Here is a 15,954-nt window from a genome sequence, read left to right on the forward strand (position 1 = left end):
TATCGGCATTCCGGCCACTATGCCATGAAGTCGCCGATCGGCATCGTGGTCCGCATGACCTTTCATGTGATCGTGGGTCGCGGGGCCACCGCGACCAGGACCGCCCTGCACCTGGCCGGCGACGGCGAGCGCGTACGAATGATCAGCCGCACCGGCGGAGGGCCCGAGCACCGCCTCGTCGAGAGGGTCGCCGCGGACGCCACCGACACTGACCGGCTCACCCGGCTGGCGGAAGGGGCGGACACCCTGTTCACCACCGCCGCGCCGCCGTACCACACGTGGCCGGAGCAGTTCCCCATCCTGTCGGCGTCGCTGCTCACCGCGGTCAAGCGGACCGGACCCGCCTACGTCATGCTCGGCAACCTGTACGGCTACGGGCCGGTGGACCAGCCGATCAGACCCGACTTCCCGCTGGCCGCCACCGGACCCAAGGGACGGGCCAGGGCGCGGGTGTGGGAGGAGGCCGCCGCCTCGGGGGTGAGGGTCACCGAGGTGCGGGCCGGCCAGTTCTACGGCGCCGGCGCCTTCTCGGTGTTCAGCCTCATGGTGCAGCGCCCGGTGCTCGAAGGCCGGCTCGCCCTCGTGCCGCAGGAACCCGACGTGCCGCACAGCTACTCGGCGATCGGCGACACCGCGCGTACGCTGGTCGCCGCCGCCCGCGACGAGCAGGCGTACGGGCGGGCGTGGCACGCGCCCACCTCCACCCTGTCGGTGCGGGACCTGGCCGGCCGGCTCGCCGAACTCGCCGGGGCGCCGCGGCCGCGCCTGGAAGAGCTGACCGAACGCGACCTGACCCTGCTCGCGCTGAACGATCCGTTCTGGGCGGAATTGCACGAGGTGCTGATCAAGCCGGGCCACCCGTTCGTCGTCGACCACTCCGAGACTGAGAAGGTCCTGGGAGTGAGTACCACACCGGTCGACGACGTGCTCCGCGAACTGATCTGACGCGGCCGCCGGTCGGTGAGGTGAGCGGGCGCCGGAACACGAGGTCGCCGCACGGACCATGCCCGCCGCAAACCACACAAAAGGAGTTGAGGAACCGTCAGCGGCCGTGTTGGATGACCACGGCTTCAAGCGGGAGCGGTACACAGGGCGGTGCAGGGCGTGGCACAGGCAGCAGCCGACGACGGCACGACACGGAACGGACGGAGGCGCTGGCCGCTCCTGCTGGCGGTGGCGATCGACGCGCTGGGCACGGGCCTGTATCTCCCGCTGTCGCTGCTGTACTTCCTCGAAGTCACCGACCTGGACCTGGCGACGATCGGTGTCCTCGTCAGCGTGACCACCGCCCTGACCCTGCCGGTGCCGATAGTCGTCGGCTGGCTGGTCGACCGGTTCGGGCCGCGGATGGTGGTCGCCGGCGGTCAGGCGCTGCAAGGGTTCGGCTTCCTGCTCTACCTGACGGTCTCCGGAGCGGCCTCCCTGGTGGTCGCCGTCCTGATGACGGGGGTCGGCCTGCGGGTCTACTGGTCCTCCGTCTTCACGCTCGTCGCCGACCAGGCGGACGCCGAGGGGAGCGAGGCCACGGACCACTGGTTCGCGAGGACGGGGATGATCCGGGAGGCGGGGGCCGGCGGTGGAGCGCTGCTCGCGGGCGCGGTGCTCGCCGTCGACTCCGCGCGCGTCCACGACGGGCTGGTTCTCGGCAGCGCGCTGGCGTTCCTGGCCGCCGCGCTGCTGGTCGTGTTCGCGGTGCCGTCCACACCACACGTCCAGGCCCCGGTCCAGGGCCCCTCCGGCCACCGGGCGCTGCTGCGGGACCGCCCCTACCTCGCTCTGATCGCGACGTCCACGATCTTCGCGTTGTGCAGCTCGTTCCTCGCCCTGTCGTTGCCCGTCTACGTCGTCCAGGGCCTGTCAGGACCGAGCTGGGTGTCCGGGCCGCTGCTGGCCCTGAACACCCTGCTGCTGGCCACCTGTACAACCGCCCTCACCCGGTTCGTCCGTCGCCGCTGCACCCGTCCCCGCGCCATGGCGTGGGCCGGGGTGCTGTGGACGCTGTGGTGCGCCGCGTCCGCGGCCGCCGTGCTGCTGCCGTCCGAGGCGCTGGTGCCTTACCTGGTGGCGGTGGTGTTGTGCTACACGGCCGCCGAGATGGTGTACGGACCCGCGTCGAACGCGCTCGCCGCCGAGGCCGCACCGCCAGGGTCCAGGGGGACCTACCTGGCGGCGTTCCAGTACTCCTTCGCTGCCGCCAACATCCTCGCCCCCGGCCTCTTCGGCCTGCTCTTCGGCCAGAATCGGCTGCTCCCCTGGCTCGCCGTGGGCCTTCTCGCCGCGCTGGGCGCGGCGCTGATGCTGCGCCTCGAGCATCGCCTGCCTCAGGAGCGCCGAACGTCCGGGCCTACGGACACCGCCCGGGACGGCGCACCGGACACCAAGGCGACCGATGAAGGGGCAGCGCACTAGTCTGGTTCGGGGACGACCCGGACGGAGGCGCGGGCGCGAATGAGCGAGACCGATCCGCACATCCATGTCGACCGGAAGGTGCTGGAGGCCGGCGCCGACTTCCGCAACGTGATCGCATCGACGCTGGGCCGCGCACCTGACGCGCCTGGGGTCGTCACCACCGGCTGCGGCATCCAGGTGTCCAGCGCGATGACCTCGCTGCATCCGGAAAGCGTCACCTGCCTCGCCTGCCGCGAACACGCCCAGCAGGCATATGTACGCTTCGCCGACCTGACGGAGCGGCTGGGCGGTATGCCCGGCTCCCCCATCACCGGTGACCAGGCCACCCAGGCCGCGCGCTGGGCCCGCGACCGGGCGCAGCGGTTCGCCAGCTGACCCGCGCGCCGGCTGACGTGCGCGCCTGTCTGCTCTTCGGCCGTCAGCCGAGGAACCGCAGGAGCGCCTGCGCGGTGTCGTACGGGCTGTCCTCGGGAAGGAAGTGGCCCGCGTCCGGGATCATGGTCAGGCCGGCGCCGGGGATCGCGGCGGCGAGGCGGGCGGCGGTGGCAGGGGGAAGCCACTGGTCGTTCTCCCCCCACAGGACCTGGGTCGGAACGGTGATCTCGGGCAGCCGGTCCTCGATGTCCCTGGTGTCGTCGTCGCTCACCGCCGCGACCTGATCGATCCAGCGCTGCTGCCCGGCGGCTCCGTCCCAGGGGGCCAGGTAGGAGCTCGCGACGGCCTCGGACATGGGCCGGTGGGTGGCGGTGTGCAGGCGCGGGCGGATGATGTCGGCGAAGACGTGCGCGGGCATCGTGCGGTAGACGTCGGCGTGGGTCCGCATGTGGTGGGTGAACGGCGTCAGCCACGCTCCGAGGACGGCGGCGTCCAGGAGCGCGAGGCGGCGGACGGGCATCCCGTGCACCAGGTGGGCGCGGAGGGCGGTGGCCCCGCCGATGTCGTGCCCGACCAGGGCGGGGGCGTCGAGGTCCCAGTGCCCGACGAGCTCGGCGAGCGTGCGGGCCTGCAGGTCGATGGACGGGACGACACCCGGACCCGGCTGGGAGTCGCCGTATCCGAGCAGGTCCCACACGTGTACGGCGTGCTCGCGGGCCAGGATGGGAGCGACCTCGCGCCACAGGAAGGAGGAGGCGGGGGTGCCGTGGATGAGGATCACGGGTGATCCCTGGCCGAAGACGTCGGTGGCGACCTCACCGCCGGACACGCGGACCCGGTGACGAAGCTGCCATGTGCCGGACTCGGTGTGCGCGCTCATGCCACTCCTCCTGTAAGGGGTATAATTGGCTTATTCCGGTTACAGTAGGAGATGTAAGGCTTGAAGGCAACTTTTACCGGTTACGCGTGGGCGGCCGGGGTGGCGACAGACCTGGTCAACACCTCACCGGCAGTCCAGAGCGCGGGCGAGCTGCTGCCCGATCCGGCCGCGCTCTCCCGGTTCCTGGCCGAGCACGACCTCCACCCCGACGCCCTGGCCGCCGGCCGCACCCCGTCCCGCGACGACCTCGACCAGGTGCTCGCTCTCCGCCATGAGGTCCGCGCCGTCCTCGAGGCCACCGCCGAGGAGCACGCCGCGCTCCTGGCCACCACGCTCGCCAGAAGAGCGGGCACCGCTCCGGGCCTCAACCGTGACGCCGACGGCAGATGGCAGTGGTACGTCGCGACCACCCCGCAGGCCTCCGTCGCCGACGAGCTGGCCGTACTCATAGGCGTGGGCCTGCTCGCCGTCCTGCGGACCCTGAGCCACGACCGCTTCCGCCACTGCGCCTCCCCTACGTGCGACGGCATGTTCGTCGACACCAGCCGCGCGGGACGCCGCCGCTACTGCACGCCCGACCTCTGCGGCAACCGCGTCAACGTCGCCAACCACCGCGCCCGCCGCCCGGCCGCCGGCCCCCGCTCCGGCTGAGCGGGACACCAACGAGGGGCTCCCAACCGCGAAGATCGCTATTCGCCGGAGGATCGAGCGGGCGCGGCATCGCGCGTCAGGACTACGGCCGTCCCCGGCCCGGCTCCGAGTACGGCCGTTGCGACTCATAGGGTGCCTGCTGGTGCCGCTGTTGCGCGTACGGCTGCTCGTACCCCGGCTGCATGGGGGCGCCGTCCTCCCATGGTCCGTCTGGCCGCTGCGCCGCGCCGGAACGCCGGCGAAGCAGCGGGACCACGATCGCCCCCGCCACGCCCGCCACGCCGAGGACGACCGCCGCGATGAGAACGCCGAACAGATCCGCGCGCAACGAATTCCCGAACGCCTCGTAGACCGCCGCGACCAGTGTGCCGGTCACCTCGTCGGCCGCGACCGCGCTGTTGCCGAGCAGCTGATCCTTGCCGACGTCCAGCGCGACCATCGCACCACCCATGCCGAGCGCGACCGCGCAGCCGGCCGCAGCCAACGTCACGAACCGCCGCCGCGCGCTCAGGATGGCGAGCCCCAGTACGCCGAGCGCGGCAACCGGCAGCACGCCGGCCAGCGTCCCGAGCTGGTTGACGGACTCCCGGGCCTGAGCGATCTGCGGCGAGTCGACCAGCGTGAGCCGGGTGTCCGCCTCAGCCGGCGCCCGCGGCAGGGTGATGCCGTGGGCCCTGAGTCGCTTGCGCACGTAATCGATCAGGTCGCCGGTGTCCACCACGATCTTGGTGCCGGTGCCGTCCACCACGAGGTCACGCGCCGCCAGGTTCGCGTCCAGCCAGATCTGCCGCGCCTCCGGGGTCGCGAGAATGGTGGCCATCTGGGTGTGCACGCGGTCCTTCCACCGGGGCGGAACCGCGTAACCCTTCTCGTCGGCCGCGTCGAACGCGGCGTTGGCCAACAGGCGTTGCAGCTCCCGATCCTGCAGGAGCGGAGCCACCGTGGTTCCGTACGCATCGGTCTGCAGCTGACCATCGGCCCACCGCACAGGTACGGCGGTGATCGCCACGAGACACCCGACCAGAACTAACAAACTCGCGACAAATCCCCTGACAAAATTCATCAGGACACCGTGCCAGCTCTCCGGGGTAGCTGTCCAACTACGCTCGGCTCCCACCGGCTCCGAGTTGGCGCGTTCCGGGCAAGGTCAGTGTCGGCCGAAGCCGGCAGGATGCAGCCTTATGGACATGAACGTACTTCAGGCTCGTCCTCCAACGATCCCCGCAGGCGGAGTGCAGATCATGACCGAGGGTGAGATCTTCGAAGCGATACGGTCCGGCGCTGGGCCAGATGTCCTGCCGGTGGCCTCGTCCGAGGCGGTCGCTGAGGCTGAAGCGGCCATTGGATACCCGCTCCCTTCGCTGCTACGGCGGTTGTATCTGGAGGTGGGAAACGGAGGTTTCGGACCTCGAGGTGGCATCATCGGCGTACGGGGTCACGACTTCTGGAGCAGCGACATCTTCGCGGACATCACCGAATCGGCTGAGGCGTTTCGCACCGCGTCCCACGGACGACGGGCAGGCATGATCCAGTTGTTGGACTGAGGGTGTGCGATCGCGTCACTGGTGGATTGCCGTGATCCTGAGGGCGCGATGTGGGGATGGGATCCCAACGCGTGCTGCTTGGATCATGCGCTTTTTCCTCAGGACATCACCTTCGCTTCGTGGCTCGCGGAGTCGATCGGCCGCGACTTCCCCGAGCCCTTCTATGACGGTTACTTCGAGAACTCGTCGCAAGACAACACAGGGAGCGCGGTGAGCCCCAGCGGAGAGGAGGATGAACCGTGCATGTGGGTGCCACCCGTCTGGGTGAAAGGCAGGAAGGCCGGCACCTGGGAGCGCCGTCACCAGTCCGATGGCTGACGGCTCAGGGCCAAGAAGTTCCAAGGACAGGGCTCCTAACCGGCTGAAAGATCGACCTGGTCGACACGCCTCTCGCCGGAGCCTCGCTGGACCGCCAGGTAGCGGAACGCACCGAGGACGACTGGGTACACGCCTGCAGCGACGGGATCCACTTCGAAGGAGTCTGCGGACCTCTGAACCTCGGTGAGCTGCTGGTACCATTTCGCGACTTCGCCGGTATCACCCCTGACTGATGCACCCACGGAGTATGGCGCGCGACAGCGACGGAAGCCGGGGCGCCGGCGGTGTGACCGTTACACCCCCTGAGCAGGCGCGGCGGTGCTCCCATTCGGCAGGTCCCGCCGCCGCACCACCGAAAGAGAACGGACACGCACACCTGGGAGCCGTACACGCGGCGGGCCATGAGGACGTGTTTCCACGACTCGTCCGGGTTCGCTCTTCAAAGTTCAGGAAGCGCGTAGCCGCAGATCTGCCTGGACCCGCTCATGGATGTGCGTTATCAGCTTGAACAGGTCCGGGCAGTACACCGACGGATTGAGGTACCCGGTGCCCTCGCGGTAGCGGTGGGCGTAGTAACCTCCGCCGCACACCCTCGCCACCGGACAGCTCACGCAGGTCTCGCACAGCGCGGCCGCCCCCGCCTGACGTGCCGCCATGCCTGGGTGCTCCAGCGCCCGGTCGAAGGGATGGTCGAAGACATTCAGCCCAGTCCCGGCAGCACCCTCGTACCCCGACTTCAGCGTGTCCACCTGCTCGATGGTCCCGTCGGTCTCCACCACGACCAGCACGTTCGGCGCCAGCCCCACGGAGTCCACCCTGCTTTGCCCACCGAGCACCAGCTGGATGATCGACTCGAACAACCGCACACCCGTCTCCTGCTGGGGCGCGCCGTACCAGCGCTCGAACACGGCGATCAGCCAGTCCGCGTACGGCGTCGCCTCCACCCCGGCCGCGCGCAGTGGCGGCGGCGTGGACCAGGTGCCGTCCGGCAGCAGAAAGTCGACGACGGGCGGCCCGAACTCCAGCAGCGACTCGTACACCTGCACCGGATCGTTCGCCACATCGACCACGCAGTACAGGTGCGAGAACAACTCCCGGTACGGCTCGGCCCGCAGCCGCCGCAGCCCAGCGGTCACCTCGGCGTGGCTTCCACGGCCGCCGGTGTAGCGGCGGTGCCTGTCTTGCGCCCGCGCGTCCCCATCGAGGCTGACGCCGACCGCGATACCCTCGGCCAGCAGCACGTCCAGCACCTCGTCGGTCAGCAGCGTGCCGTTCGTCTGCAGCCGGAAGCTGAGCTCGGTTCCGGACGGGAGCGCGGCGCGGACGCTGCGTGCGGCATGGGCGACGGCTTCGCGTCCAGCCAGCAGCGGCTCACCGCCGTGGAAGACGACGTTGACGTACTCGACGCCATGCGCGACCACGTGCTCCGCGATGCGGAATGCGGCGCGCTCCACCGTGGCTGGGTCCATTTTTCGCGGACGGTCCCGCCACGACTGGTCGGCCATCTCGTAGACGTAGCAGTAGTCGCAGGCCAGGTTGCACCAGCCGTGCAGCTTGAGCGAGAACTGCTGGAACGGCGCCGGTCGCCAGGCCCCGCTGTCGCGGGCAGCCGCGCTCCACTCCTCGGTGGGCCACATCATCAGGGTCCCTTCGACGCTGGACGGGCGCGGTGGTCAGCCGCGCCCGCTCTCTTCTGGACCTACCGGTTGTGCCTGCCAGCGAGGATCTTGGCCTCGGGCTCGGCGCCCGCGCGGATGGCCAGCGCGTTGTCCAGGACGGAGGAGGCGGTCGAGACGGCCTCGGCCGCGGTCTCGGTCACGGCCTGCGCGATCAGCGGGGCCTGCGGTGCGAGCGCGAGCGACGCCGCGGCTGCCAGCGCAACCACGATCCGCGTGTTGTGACTCTCGGCGTGTGTAGCGTCCATGGGAATCCTCCTTTGTCGGAACGACATTCGGTTTTCCTTGCGATCAACACCACACGGTGGCCAGGCGGCAGGGCCCTGGACAAACCCACCCGGATACTTGTCCGCCGTGGGGCAGTGACCTTGGTCATGGCCGGGTCGCGACCGGTTCCAGGTTGGCGAGCATGATCCAAGACTGGCGGCCCCGTTCCGGCTGCGCATCCGTCGCATGACTGGACATGGTCCTGAGTGCCGGCTTTTGAGCCCCTGGGCGCTGTAGCCAAGGCTCGGGCGCCGAGCAGAAGCGAGCTGACGTGCGCTTTCATCCTTTGGCTCCTTGTTGATGTGCCGTCTGAACCGGCAGGTGCGACGTGCGGCCGCGCCCGGGTGTCACATTTCTCGGTCAGGCGGCGTCCAGTGATATGACCGGCGAAACGGAGAAATGTGACAGATGACCGAGCAGAAGTGGGCAACCTCCACCTCGGTGCGGGACCGCGGTCTGGGAGGCGTGGACGCTGCGCCCGCCGGGGATGGTCGGGTAGTGCTCGTCCTGGATGCGTGGGCTGCCCAGCGCGGAGACCGGGTGACGGGTGATCTCGGCCAGGACATCGTCCCCTCCGATCCTCTCTGCACGGGCCCGTCCCTTCGGTGGATGCTCGTTCGTCAACCGGATATGAGCACACTTCACGTGGAGCGGGCACGCGCAGCATGGCCAGACAGGGCCGTGGCGCACGCGTCGCACGGCGCGGTGTGGCCAGAGCTGTAACGCGCCGCCCATGGGAGAGCGGGCAGCGGTGGCCGTTTCGCGACCGTGCCGGAGCTGTTTCGACTGAGCGAGCGCGACGACCCTTTGGGACTCCCTGTGGCTGAAATCTACGGAAGAAGTGCGGAGAGGGCTGTCATCGACGAGGTGCTTGCCAGCGCGCGCGCCGGCGACAGCGGGGTCGTGGTGGTGCGTGGTGAGGCGGGAATCGGTAAGACGGCGCTGCTGGAGTACGCCGCGACCAACGCCGCCACGGACATGCGGGTGCTGCGTGCCGCGGGCATCGAATCGGAGACGGAGCTGCCGTTCTCAGGGCTGCATCTGGTGCTCGCTCCCCTGCTGCACCTCCGGAACAAGCTGCCAAGGCCGCAGTCCGAGGCGTTGGGTGCGGCGTTCGGCCTGGTCGACCAGGCCAGGAGTGACCGGTTCCTGCTCGGGCTGGCCACCTTGTCGCTGCTGGGCGAGGTGGCGGCGGCGGATCCCCTGCTCGTGCTGGTCGATGACACGCAATGGATGGACCGGTGCTCGGCTGCGGTGTTGTCGTCGGTGGCGCGCCGGTTGCGTGCCCAGGGCGTCGCGCTGCTTTTCGCCGTGCGAGACGGGTACCCGACGCCCGCGCAGGGCGTACCGGACGTACGGGACCTGCGGCTGACGGCCCTGGACCGGGACTCCAGTGCCATGCTGCTGGGCGACCTGGCCGGTCACGTCAAAGACCATCTTCTGGCCGAGGCCCAGGGCAACCCGCTCGCCCTGCTGGAACTGTCGGCCGCCCTCACGCCCGAGCAGCGTGCCGGTGAACTGCCCGGCGCCACGTTCCACCTCCATCACGGCCCGATGTCCGGACAGCTGGAATCGGCCTTCGCCCAGCGAGTCAGAGCGCTGCCCGAGCGAACCCGATCGCTGCTCCTCGCCGCGGCGGCCGACGACAGCGGCGATCTGCACCTCTTGCTCACGGCGGGCCGGCAGTTGGGCGCCGACGTCGCCGACCTGGAGCCGGCCGAGGACGACCGGATGATCCACATCTGCGGTGACCGGTTGAGATTCACCCACCCGCTCTTCCGCGCCGCCGCCTACCGTTCGTCGTCGCTGCCGGCCCGCCTGGCCGCTCATGCCGCGCTGTCGGAGGCGTTCAGGGAGGGCGGCATGGCAGACCGAAGCGCGTGGCATCGCGCCGCCACCGTACACGGCACCGACGAGAGCGTGGCCGCGGAGATGGAACGCACCGCCGAGAACGCTCGCGCCAGGGGCGGTCACGCAGCGGTTGCCACCGCCTATCATCGAGCCGCTCAGCTCACATCCGACCTGGGGCAGCGCGCCCGCCGCCTGGACGCGGCGGCACAGGCCGCACTCCATGCCGGGATGACCTCTTTCGCGACCCACCTGGCCGATCGCGCCTGGCCGATCGCGCGCGACCCGACGGTCCGCGCCGGCCTGGCGATGGTCCGCGCGGCCATCGCCCAGGAGCAGGACTTGCGGGCTCGGCCGGAGGAGACGGTCGAGGCCGCCGCCGGGCTCGCGAAGCAGGCTCCTGACACCGCCGCCACCATGCTCCTCTTCGCACTGATCAGCGTCTGGAGCGATGGCGAGCCGTACCAGCTGCCCCAGCTCGCCGCCAGTACGGCCATCGTGCCCCGCTCTTCACCCATGCTGGCCGATGTCACCGCAGCGATCGCTCACCTCGCCGACGAGCGATGGGCGCAGGCCGTCCCCCACATCAGATCGCTCGTCCAGGAAATCTCCAACACCGCGAACCTGGCTACGTGGCAGCGCATAACCGTACAGTGGTGGTTCCTGTGGCTCGCCGACATCCATGCGGGCCAGGAGGGCGCGATGGTCCTGGCCGACCGATGCCAGGCCCAGGGCAACATCGGTATGCTGCCCCGCGCCCTGCTGCATCTGGCGCGCAGCCAGTTGCTCCTCGGCCGGCACCGAGACGTGCTGTCCACCAGCGAGGAGGGCCTGCGCGTCGCAGCGCGCACCGAACAGCCCCACTTCGTCGGCCACCACGCCGGACTGCTGGCCTGCGTGGCGGCGATCGAGGGCGACCAGGCGCGGTGCACCGAGTTGACCGAGGACATCCTCGCCGATGGTGTGAGCGAGCGCGGCATCGAATGCGTGTATGCACGCGCGCTGCTGGACCTGGGAAACGGACAGCACGAGGCGGTGCTGCGCCGCCTCGCGCGAGTTCCCGAGGCTCTGATGCGCCACCATCCCGCCATCGATCACAGCCTTGGCACCGCCACCCTCGTGGAGGCCGCGGTCCGTCAGGGCCACCCCACCCTCGCCGTGGTCCCACTCGCCCGGCTGCGGCGATGGGCACACGCTACGGGCCAGCCGTGGACCGTGGCCATCGCGGCACGATGCCAGGCCCAGCTTGCCAGCGGCGAGGAGGCCGAACGGCACTACGAGCAGGCCATACGCCTACACCGGCAAGACGATGCGTACCCCTTCGAAGCGGCCCGCACCCATCTGCTCTACGGTGAGTTCCTGCGCCGCAGGCGGAAGCGCAACAGGGCTCGCCCGCTTCTGCGGTCCGCGCTCGACACCTTCGAGCAACTCGGCGCAGTCCCCTGGATCGACCGTGTCCGCAGCGAGCTGCGCGCCACCGGCGAGACCTCCCAGCCCAAGGAGCAGACGTCTGGGCTGCTGGACCGGCTCACCTCTCAAGAGCTGCAGGTGGTCAGGCTGGCCGCAACCGGGCTCAGCAACGCCGGCATCGCGGCCCGCCTGTATCTCAGCCCGCGTACCGTCAGTTATCACCTGTACAAGGCCTATCCCAAACTTGGCATCGGCTCGCGCAACGACCTGGCCCGCATGGACCTCGACCCGGACGGATGACGGTGGGAGGCGGTAGCGGGCCTGTTCGCGGCCGTATACGTACGTGTGAGTGCCGTGCTCCATGTCACCCATTCATCAGAAATGAGCGAACTGCCGGACAAATCCGTAATATATCCAGACAATCCCTCTGCAGTTCTCGTTGTAGTTCGGCGGCAACTGGTTGTCGCACGCGAGGTACATGTCCGCGACGAGGAGCCGGTCCAGGTACAGGCGCTTGGCGTAGCCGTCCCAGCCGACGTGCTTGTAGTTCCGGTAACCGAAGTCATGCCGGGTGCAGGCCCTGGTGAAATCCACCTGTTTGGGCCACCCGGCGCCCTTCGGCGGCACCAACGGGCGGGTGGGCGAGTGAGTGCATTCGTTCGTGTCCCAGTTGAAGTTGTAACTTTCGTAACGGACGTTGTGCCGCGCCGCCCAGAACATGTCGCGGCTGGCCTTGGTGTTCAGGGTCATGAGGTACATGAGGCCGCGCTTGCTGGTCCACAGCGTGGCGAAGGCCACGTTGCTGTCCGCGCTCCCCGCCCTGTTCACCGCCGTCACCTTGAAGTCGTAGTCGCCCCACGGAACGTACTTGAAGGTGATCGACGTCTTCGCGATCGGATAGCGCGCCCGCTTCCAGGAGGTGCCGCCGGCCCTGCGGTAGTGGAGCCAGTAGTAGACGTCGCGGGTCGAGCTGGGGTTCCAGTTGAGGGTGACGTATCCCTGGTGGCCTTCGGCGCGTAAGGCGGTGGGCGATTGCGGCGGGGACAGCTTCGGCCCGCCGCGCACCACGTTGGTCGCCGAACTCTGACCGAAGGAATTGGCCGCGACGACCTTGAAGTCGTAGGGCTGGTCGTTCCACAGGGGGTAGCCGACCCGCGTCCGTGTCTTCAGGGTCGGGAGCTGGAAGTAGTACCAGGTGCTGGAGCCCGCCGACTTGAAGAACAGCCAGTAATAGACGCGAGCGGTCGGGCTCGGGCTCCAGGCCAGATCCACATAGCCGTTGCCCGTGCCGAGGAACACCAGATCGGACGGAGGCTTGGGGAGGCCGGGGCCTGGCATGGCTGTGACCGTGTTGGTCGGGCTGCTCGCGCCGACGCCGTTGACCGCGACGACCCGGAAGTCGTACCAGAAGTGGTTCCACAGGGGTGCGGTCACCATCTTCTTGGTCACGGTCGCGGGCGTCGTGTCCTGCAGGACGTACCAGGCGCTGCGGTCGTGTGGTTTGAAGTGGATCTGGTAGTAGACGGGGAAGGACGGGGTCGCATTCCATTCGAGCTGGACATATCCGTCACCGGTGCCGGCGACCTGCAGGCCGGTCGGCGGTTTGGGGAGGGACGTGGCCGCAGCCGTGGCCCCGGCGGCTTCACGCCGTGCGGCCGGTCGCGCGGCCCGGCTCGACTGAGCCGGGCTGGACAGCGTGGCGGTGGCGGAGGAGGCGGAAGAGGTGACGGTCACGCGTACCCGGTCCGACAGCGGCCCGTCACCGGCCGCGTTGGTCCCAGCGACGGCGAACTCGTACACGTGCCCGCCCGTGAAGGGCCCCACTTGGGCCTGGGCCGTGGTCGCGGGATACTCGAGCTTGCGCAGCTCCGTCTCCCCGGCCGTGACGTCGCGGTAGTGAACCCAGTAGAAGGCGCCGTCGATGGCGGTCCAGGTGAGATCGACCTTCCCGCCGGCCTGCGGGGTCGCGGTCAGCCCGGTGATCTGCCCCGGCAGCGGCGGCATCGGCCTGGCGGACACCACCGCGCTCGCCTTCCCCTCGCCGCCCGCGTTCTCGGCGGTCACCTTGAACTCGTAGGCGTGCGCGTTGGTCAGCAGGCCCAGCTCAGCACGGGGTTCGAACGCGGGATAGGCCAGCTTGACGAACGTGCTCTCCCCGGCGGTGACGTCGCGCTGATAGACCCAGTACGTACCGGCGGTCTCCACGGCTTGCCAGGTGAGCGTGACCTTCCCGTCGCCGGCAGTCGCGGCCACGCCGGTGGGCGCGGCGGGTGGCGGCACGTCGGCCACCGCCCTCGCCACGTCGCCGGCAGGGCCCTCGCCGCCGTCGCCGACCGCTGTCACCTTGAACTCGTAGGTGTTACCGCTGATCAGCCGGTCCACTGTCGCCGTCGTGGTCTCCACCGGGGCGTCCGACCTGGCGAAGTCCGTCTGCCCCGAGGTGACGTCGCGCCGGTGGACCCAGTACGCGCCGGCCCGCGCGACCGCGTTCCAGGTGAGCTTGATCGTGCCGTCGGTCCCGGCGGTCGCGGTCAGGCCCGTCGGAGCGCCGGGTGGACGCATGGTGGCCGTGGCGCTCACGACGTTGCTCGCCGGCCCTTCGCCGCCCGCGTTGACGCCGGCGACCCTGAAGTCGTAGGTGGTTCCCGAGATGAGCTGCGTGGACCGCATGGTGGTCGTGTCGCTGGGCAGGTCGAGCGGCGTGAACTCGGTCGTGCCGGTGGGACGGTGGTAGACCTGGTACGTCTCCGGGTCGCCGGTGGCCGACCCGGTCCAGCGCAGGGTGACCGTCGCGTCCACCTCGGCGGTCGCCGTCAGGCCTGTGGGCGCGCTGGGCGTGGCGAACCGCGCCGTCATGGTGACGACGTTGCTGGGGAGGCTCTCACCCACGGAGTTGGCTGCCGTCACCTTGAACTCGTACGTGTGGCCGCTCTCGAGCCCTTCGATCTTCTGCGTGGTGGCCTCCGCCTCCTCCACCGGCACCTGCGTGAAGAGGGTTTCGCCTGCGGTGACATCCCGCTGGTGCACCAGGTAGGCCACCTCCTCCTCGGCCGCGGTCCACGTCAGCGTGGCATCGCCCACGGTCCCGGCGGTGACGCGCAGGTTCGTCGGCGCGGGCGGCACGGAACTGCGGCCGCGCGTGGTGACCACGGCGCTCGGCGTCCCCTCCACCCCGTTGGCGGCGACTGCGCGCACGTAGTAGGCGTAGTTCACGCCGGGAGACAACCCGCCGTCCTGCAGGCTTCGCTCCTGGGTGGGATATCCGGTACGGGCGAAGTGTGTCTGACCGTTGTCGAGGTTCTTGCGGTAGACCCAGTAGTCCAGCGAGTCGCCTGGCGGTGGCGTCCAGCCGATCGTGGCGACCCCTTCGCTGGACACCTTCACCTGCACGCCGGTCGGCGCCGCGGGGCCGCCGGTCGACGGGGGCGGCCAGGGCACCTCCAGGAATCTGGGCCGGTAGATGCGGACGTCCTTGTAATGATCGGCGTTCTCGATGGTGTTGACGTCGTAGGACAGCAGCAGCTCGCCGGGATCAGAGAGCTGCGGGTGGGCCCGGCCGTGGTAGATGAACTGGCGGTACGCGCTCAGCTCCGGCTCCGGCGCGCTCTCCAGATAGATGGGCCCGGTGAACGGGCCGGTCGCGGCGTTGGAGACGTACGCGACGAGCCAGTGACTGAACGGCTCGTGGCTCTCCTGCGTCACCAGAACGTACTGGTTGCCGCTCTTGTGGACCGAAATGCCCTCAGGGACGCCGCTCATGAACCGGGCCGACGCCGACTCCTGCGCCGACCAGCCGCTCCCGGTCCAGAACTCCCACGCCCCGCCGAGATCACCGGACGCGACCCTGGCGACGTGGCCGAACTTCAGTCCTCCGGCCGGCTCGCTGCCGTAGACATAGGTGTACGCGCTGTCCTCCATGATGGCCGAGCCCCAGCCCACCGGCCCTGTCAACGACAGGTCGCGGACCGACGAGACGGTCAGGCCCGGCAGGGCGAACGTCACGAGCGAGGTCCCGACGCGTTCGAAGGCGAACGGGCCCTCCTCCCCCGTCTTTCGGAACTTCCCATAGACAGCCTGTAACTGCCCGTCCGCCACGGTCGCGTCGCCGACCCAGTAGAACTCGTCGGCGGCTGAGGCGATCACCAGGGACTTGGGCTGAGCACTGCTCCCGCCGTGGATCGTGGGGCCGAGAGCTGAACCCTGCTGCACGACGATCGAGTTGTTGATGAAGGGTGCGCTTTCCGGCCTGGAGAAGTCGCTGTTGACCGTGCCGAGGAAGGTGTCGGAGAACAACCACGCCGTGCGGCCGTCGGGCAGCGGCACCGAGACGGTGGAGTCGCCGCCCGTCCAGTGGCCGCCGCTGTTGCCGTAGTTGCCGAACATGGCCCGCAGCTCGGACGCGTCGGGGTTGGCGGAGCTCTGGGCCGCGGCGGCCTGGGCGGACCCCGGCGGGAGGAGCGCCGACGCGACAGCGGGCAGCGGGGTGACCAGCACCAGGGCCAGAATCAGCGAGATGATCGCGGCCGGCAGGCGGGCGTGACGCATGGAGCCTCCCTGGTGCTTACACCGACTGGGC

The 15,954-nt window shown here is 69.6% G+C and carries 13 protein-coding genes; 8 read left to right on the forward strand and 5 right to left on the reverse strand.

Going from position 1 to position 15,954, the window contains the following annotated elements:
- Positions 1-54 precede the first annotated feature (54 nt).
- From ACTWPV_RS29755 to ACTWPV_RS29765, 3 genes are all read left to right on the forward strand, one after another.
- Complete coding sequence (locus ACTWPV_RS29755) at positions 55-945, forward strand: NAD-dependent epimerase (protein ID WP_443154315.1); 891 nt, start codon at positions 55-57, stop codon at positions 943-945.
- Between the two features lie 159 nt (positions 946-1,104).
- The gene (locus ACTWPV_RS29760; protein ID WP_443154316.1) at positions 1,105-2,409 is read left to right on the forward strand and encodes an MFS transporter; all 1,305 of its coding nucleotides are present in this window, start codon (positions 1,105-1,107) and stop codon (positions 2,407-2,409) included.
- 39 nt (positions 2,410-2,448) lie between these two features.
- A complete protein-coding gene (locus ACTWPV_RS29765; protein WP_443154317.1) occupies positions 2,449-2,784 on the forward strand; it encodes a hypothetical protein in 336 nt (111 codons plus the stop codon).
- 43 nt (positions 2,785-2,827) lie between these two features.
- On the opposite strand, the gene ACTWPV_RS29770 is transcribed toward ACTWPV_RS29765, so the two are convergent.
- Positions 2,828-3,664, reverse strand: coding sequence for an alpha/beta fold hydrolase (locus ACTWPV_RS29770; protein ID WP_347646036.1), 837 nt, complete (start codon positions 3,662-3,664; stop codon positions 2,828-2,830).
- 60 nt (positions 3,665-3,724) lie between these two features.
- Between ACTWPV_RS29770 and ACTWPV_RS29775 the strand changes: the two genes are divergently transcribed.
- Entirely contained in the window at positions 3,725-4,315 is a 591-nt protein-coding gene (locus tag ACTWPV_RS29775) for a CGNR zinc finger domain-containing protein (RefSeq protein WP_443154318.1), read from the forward strand.
- Positions 4,316-4,397: 82 nt separating this feature from the next.
- Here the strand turns inward: ACTWPV_RS29775 and ACTWPV_RS29780 are convergent, their stop codons facing one another.
- Complete coding sequence (locus ACTWPV_RS29780; RefSeq protein ID WP_443154319.1) at positions 4,398-5,378, reverse strand: hypothetical protein; 981 nt, start codon at positions 5,376-5,378, stop codon at positions 4,398-4,400.
- A 124-nt stretch (positions 5,379-5,502) separates the two neighbouring features.
- Here ACTWPV_RS29780 and ACTWPV_RS29785 point away from each other — a divergent pair, with 124 nt between their 5' ends.
- The 3 genes from ACTWPV_RS29785 to ACTWPV_RS29795 all read left to right on the forward strand — a co-directional run bounded on the left by ACTWPV_RS29785 (position 5,503) and on the right by ACTWPV_RS29795 (position 6,410).
- A complete protein-coding gene (locus ACTWPV_RS29785) occupies positions 5,503-5,859 on the forward strand; it encodes an SMI1/KNR4 family protein (RefSeq protein WP_443154320.1) in 357 nt (118 codons plus the stop codon).
- 78 nt (positions 5,860-5,937) lie between these two features.
- On the forward strand, positions 5,938-6,177 hold the full coding sequence (locus ACTWPV_RS29790; protein ID WP_443154321.1) for a hypothetical protein: 240 nt from the start codon (positions 5,938-5,940) through the stop codon (positions 6,175-6,177).
- Between the two features lie 56 nt (positions 6,178-6,233).
- Entirely contained in the window at positions 6,234-6,410 is a 177-nt protein-coding gene (locus ACTWPV_RS29795; protein ID WP_443154486.1) for an Imm53 family immunity protein, read from the forward strand.
- A 213-nt stretch (positions 6,411-6,623) separates the two neighbouring features.
- Here the strand turns inward: ACTWPV_RS29795 and ACTWPV_RS29800 are convergent, their stop codons facing one another.
- Positions 6,624-7,817 carry an FxsB family cyclophane-forming radical SAM/SPASM peptide maturase gene (locus ACTWPV_RS29800; RefSeq protein ID WP_443154322.1) on the reverse strand — a complete coding sequence of 398 codons (1,194 nt, stop codon included), beginning with the start codon at positions 7,815-7,817 and terminating at the stop codon, positions 6,624-6,626.
- Positions 7,818-7,876: 59 nt separating this feature from the next.
- Complete coding sequence (locus ACTWPV_RS29805; RefSeq protein ID WP_347646031.1) at positions 7,877-8,101, reverse strand: hypothetical protein; 225 nt, start codon at positions 8,099-8,101, stop codon at positions 7,877-7,879.
- Between the two features lie 787 nt (positions 8,102-8,888).
- Here ACTWPV_RS29805 and ACTWPV_RS29810 point away from each other — a divergent pair.
- Positions 8,889-11,678 (forward strand): AAA family ATPase, encoded by a 2,790-nt coding sequence (locus ACTWPV_RS29810; RefSeq protein WP_443154323.1) that lies wholly within the window; start codon positions 8,889-8,891, stop codon positions 11,676-11,678.
- A gap of 75 nt (positions 11,679-11,753) precedes the next feature.
- Here ACTWPV_RS29810 and ACTWPV_RS29815 read toward each other — a convergent pair whose 3' ends face one another.
- Positions 11,754-15,923 (reverse strand): phospholipase A2, encoded by a 4,170-nt coding sequence (locus ACTWPV_RS29815; RefSeq protein ID WP_443154324.1) that lies wholly within the window; start codon positions 15,921-15,923, stop codon positions 11,754-11,756.
- Between the last annotated feature and the right edge of the window lie 31 nt (positions 15,924-15,954).

The sequence above is a fragment of the Nonomuraea sp. KM88 genome, assembly GCF_052245635.1.
Classification (GTDB): domain Bacteria; phylum Actinomycetota; class Actinomycetes; order Streptosporangiales; family Streptosporangiaceae; genus Nonomuraea.

Coding starts and splice junctions, on each gene's coding strand:
- ACTWPV_RS29755 (WP_443154315.1), top strand. CDS start 55: ATGACCTTTCATGTGATCGTGGGTCGCGGGGCCACCGCGACCAGGACC.
- ACTWPV_RS29765 (WP_443154317.1), top strand. CDS start 2,449: ATGAGCGAGACCGATCCGCACATCCATGTCGACCGGAAGGTGCTGGAG.
- ACTWPV_RS29770 (WP_347646036.1), bottom strand. CDS start 3,664: ATGAGCGCGCACACCGAGTCCGGCACATGGCAGCTTCGTCACCGGGTC.
- ACTWPV_RS29780 (WP_443154319.1), bottom strand. CDS start 5,378: ATGAATTTTGTCAGGGGATTTGTCGCGAGTTTGTTAGTTCTGGTCGGG.
- ACTWPV_RS29785 (WP_443154320.1), top strand. CDS start 5,503: ATGAACGTACTTCAGGCTCGTCCTCCAACGATCCCCGCAGGCGGAGTG.
- ACTWPV_RS29800 (WP_443154322.1), bottom strand. CDS start 7,817: ATGATGTGGCCCACCGAGGAGTGGAGCGCGGCTGCCCGCGACAGCGGG.
- ACTWPV_RS29805 (WP_347646031.1), bottom strand. CDS start 8,101: ATGGACGCTACACACGCCGAGAGTCACAACACGCGGATCGTGGTTGCG.
- ACTWPV_RS29815 (WP_443154324.1), bottom strand. CDS start 15,923: ATGCGTCACGCCCGCCTGCCGGCCGCGATCATCTCGCTGATTCTGGCC.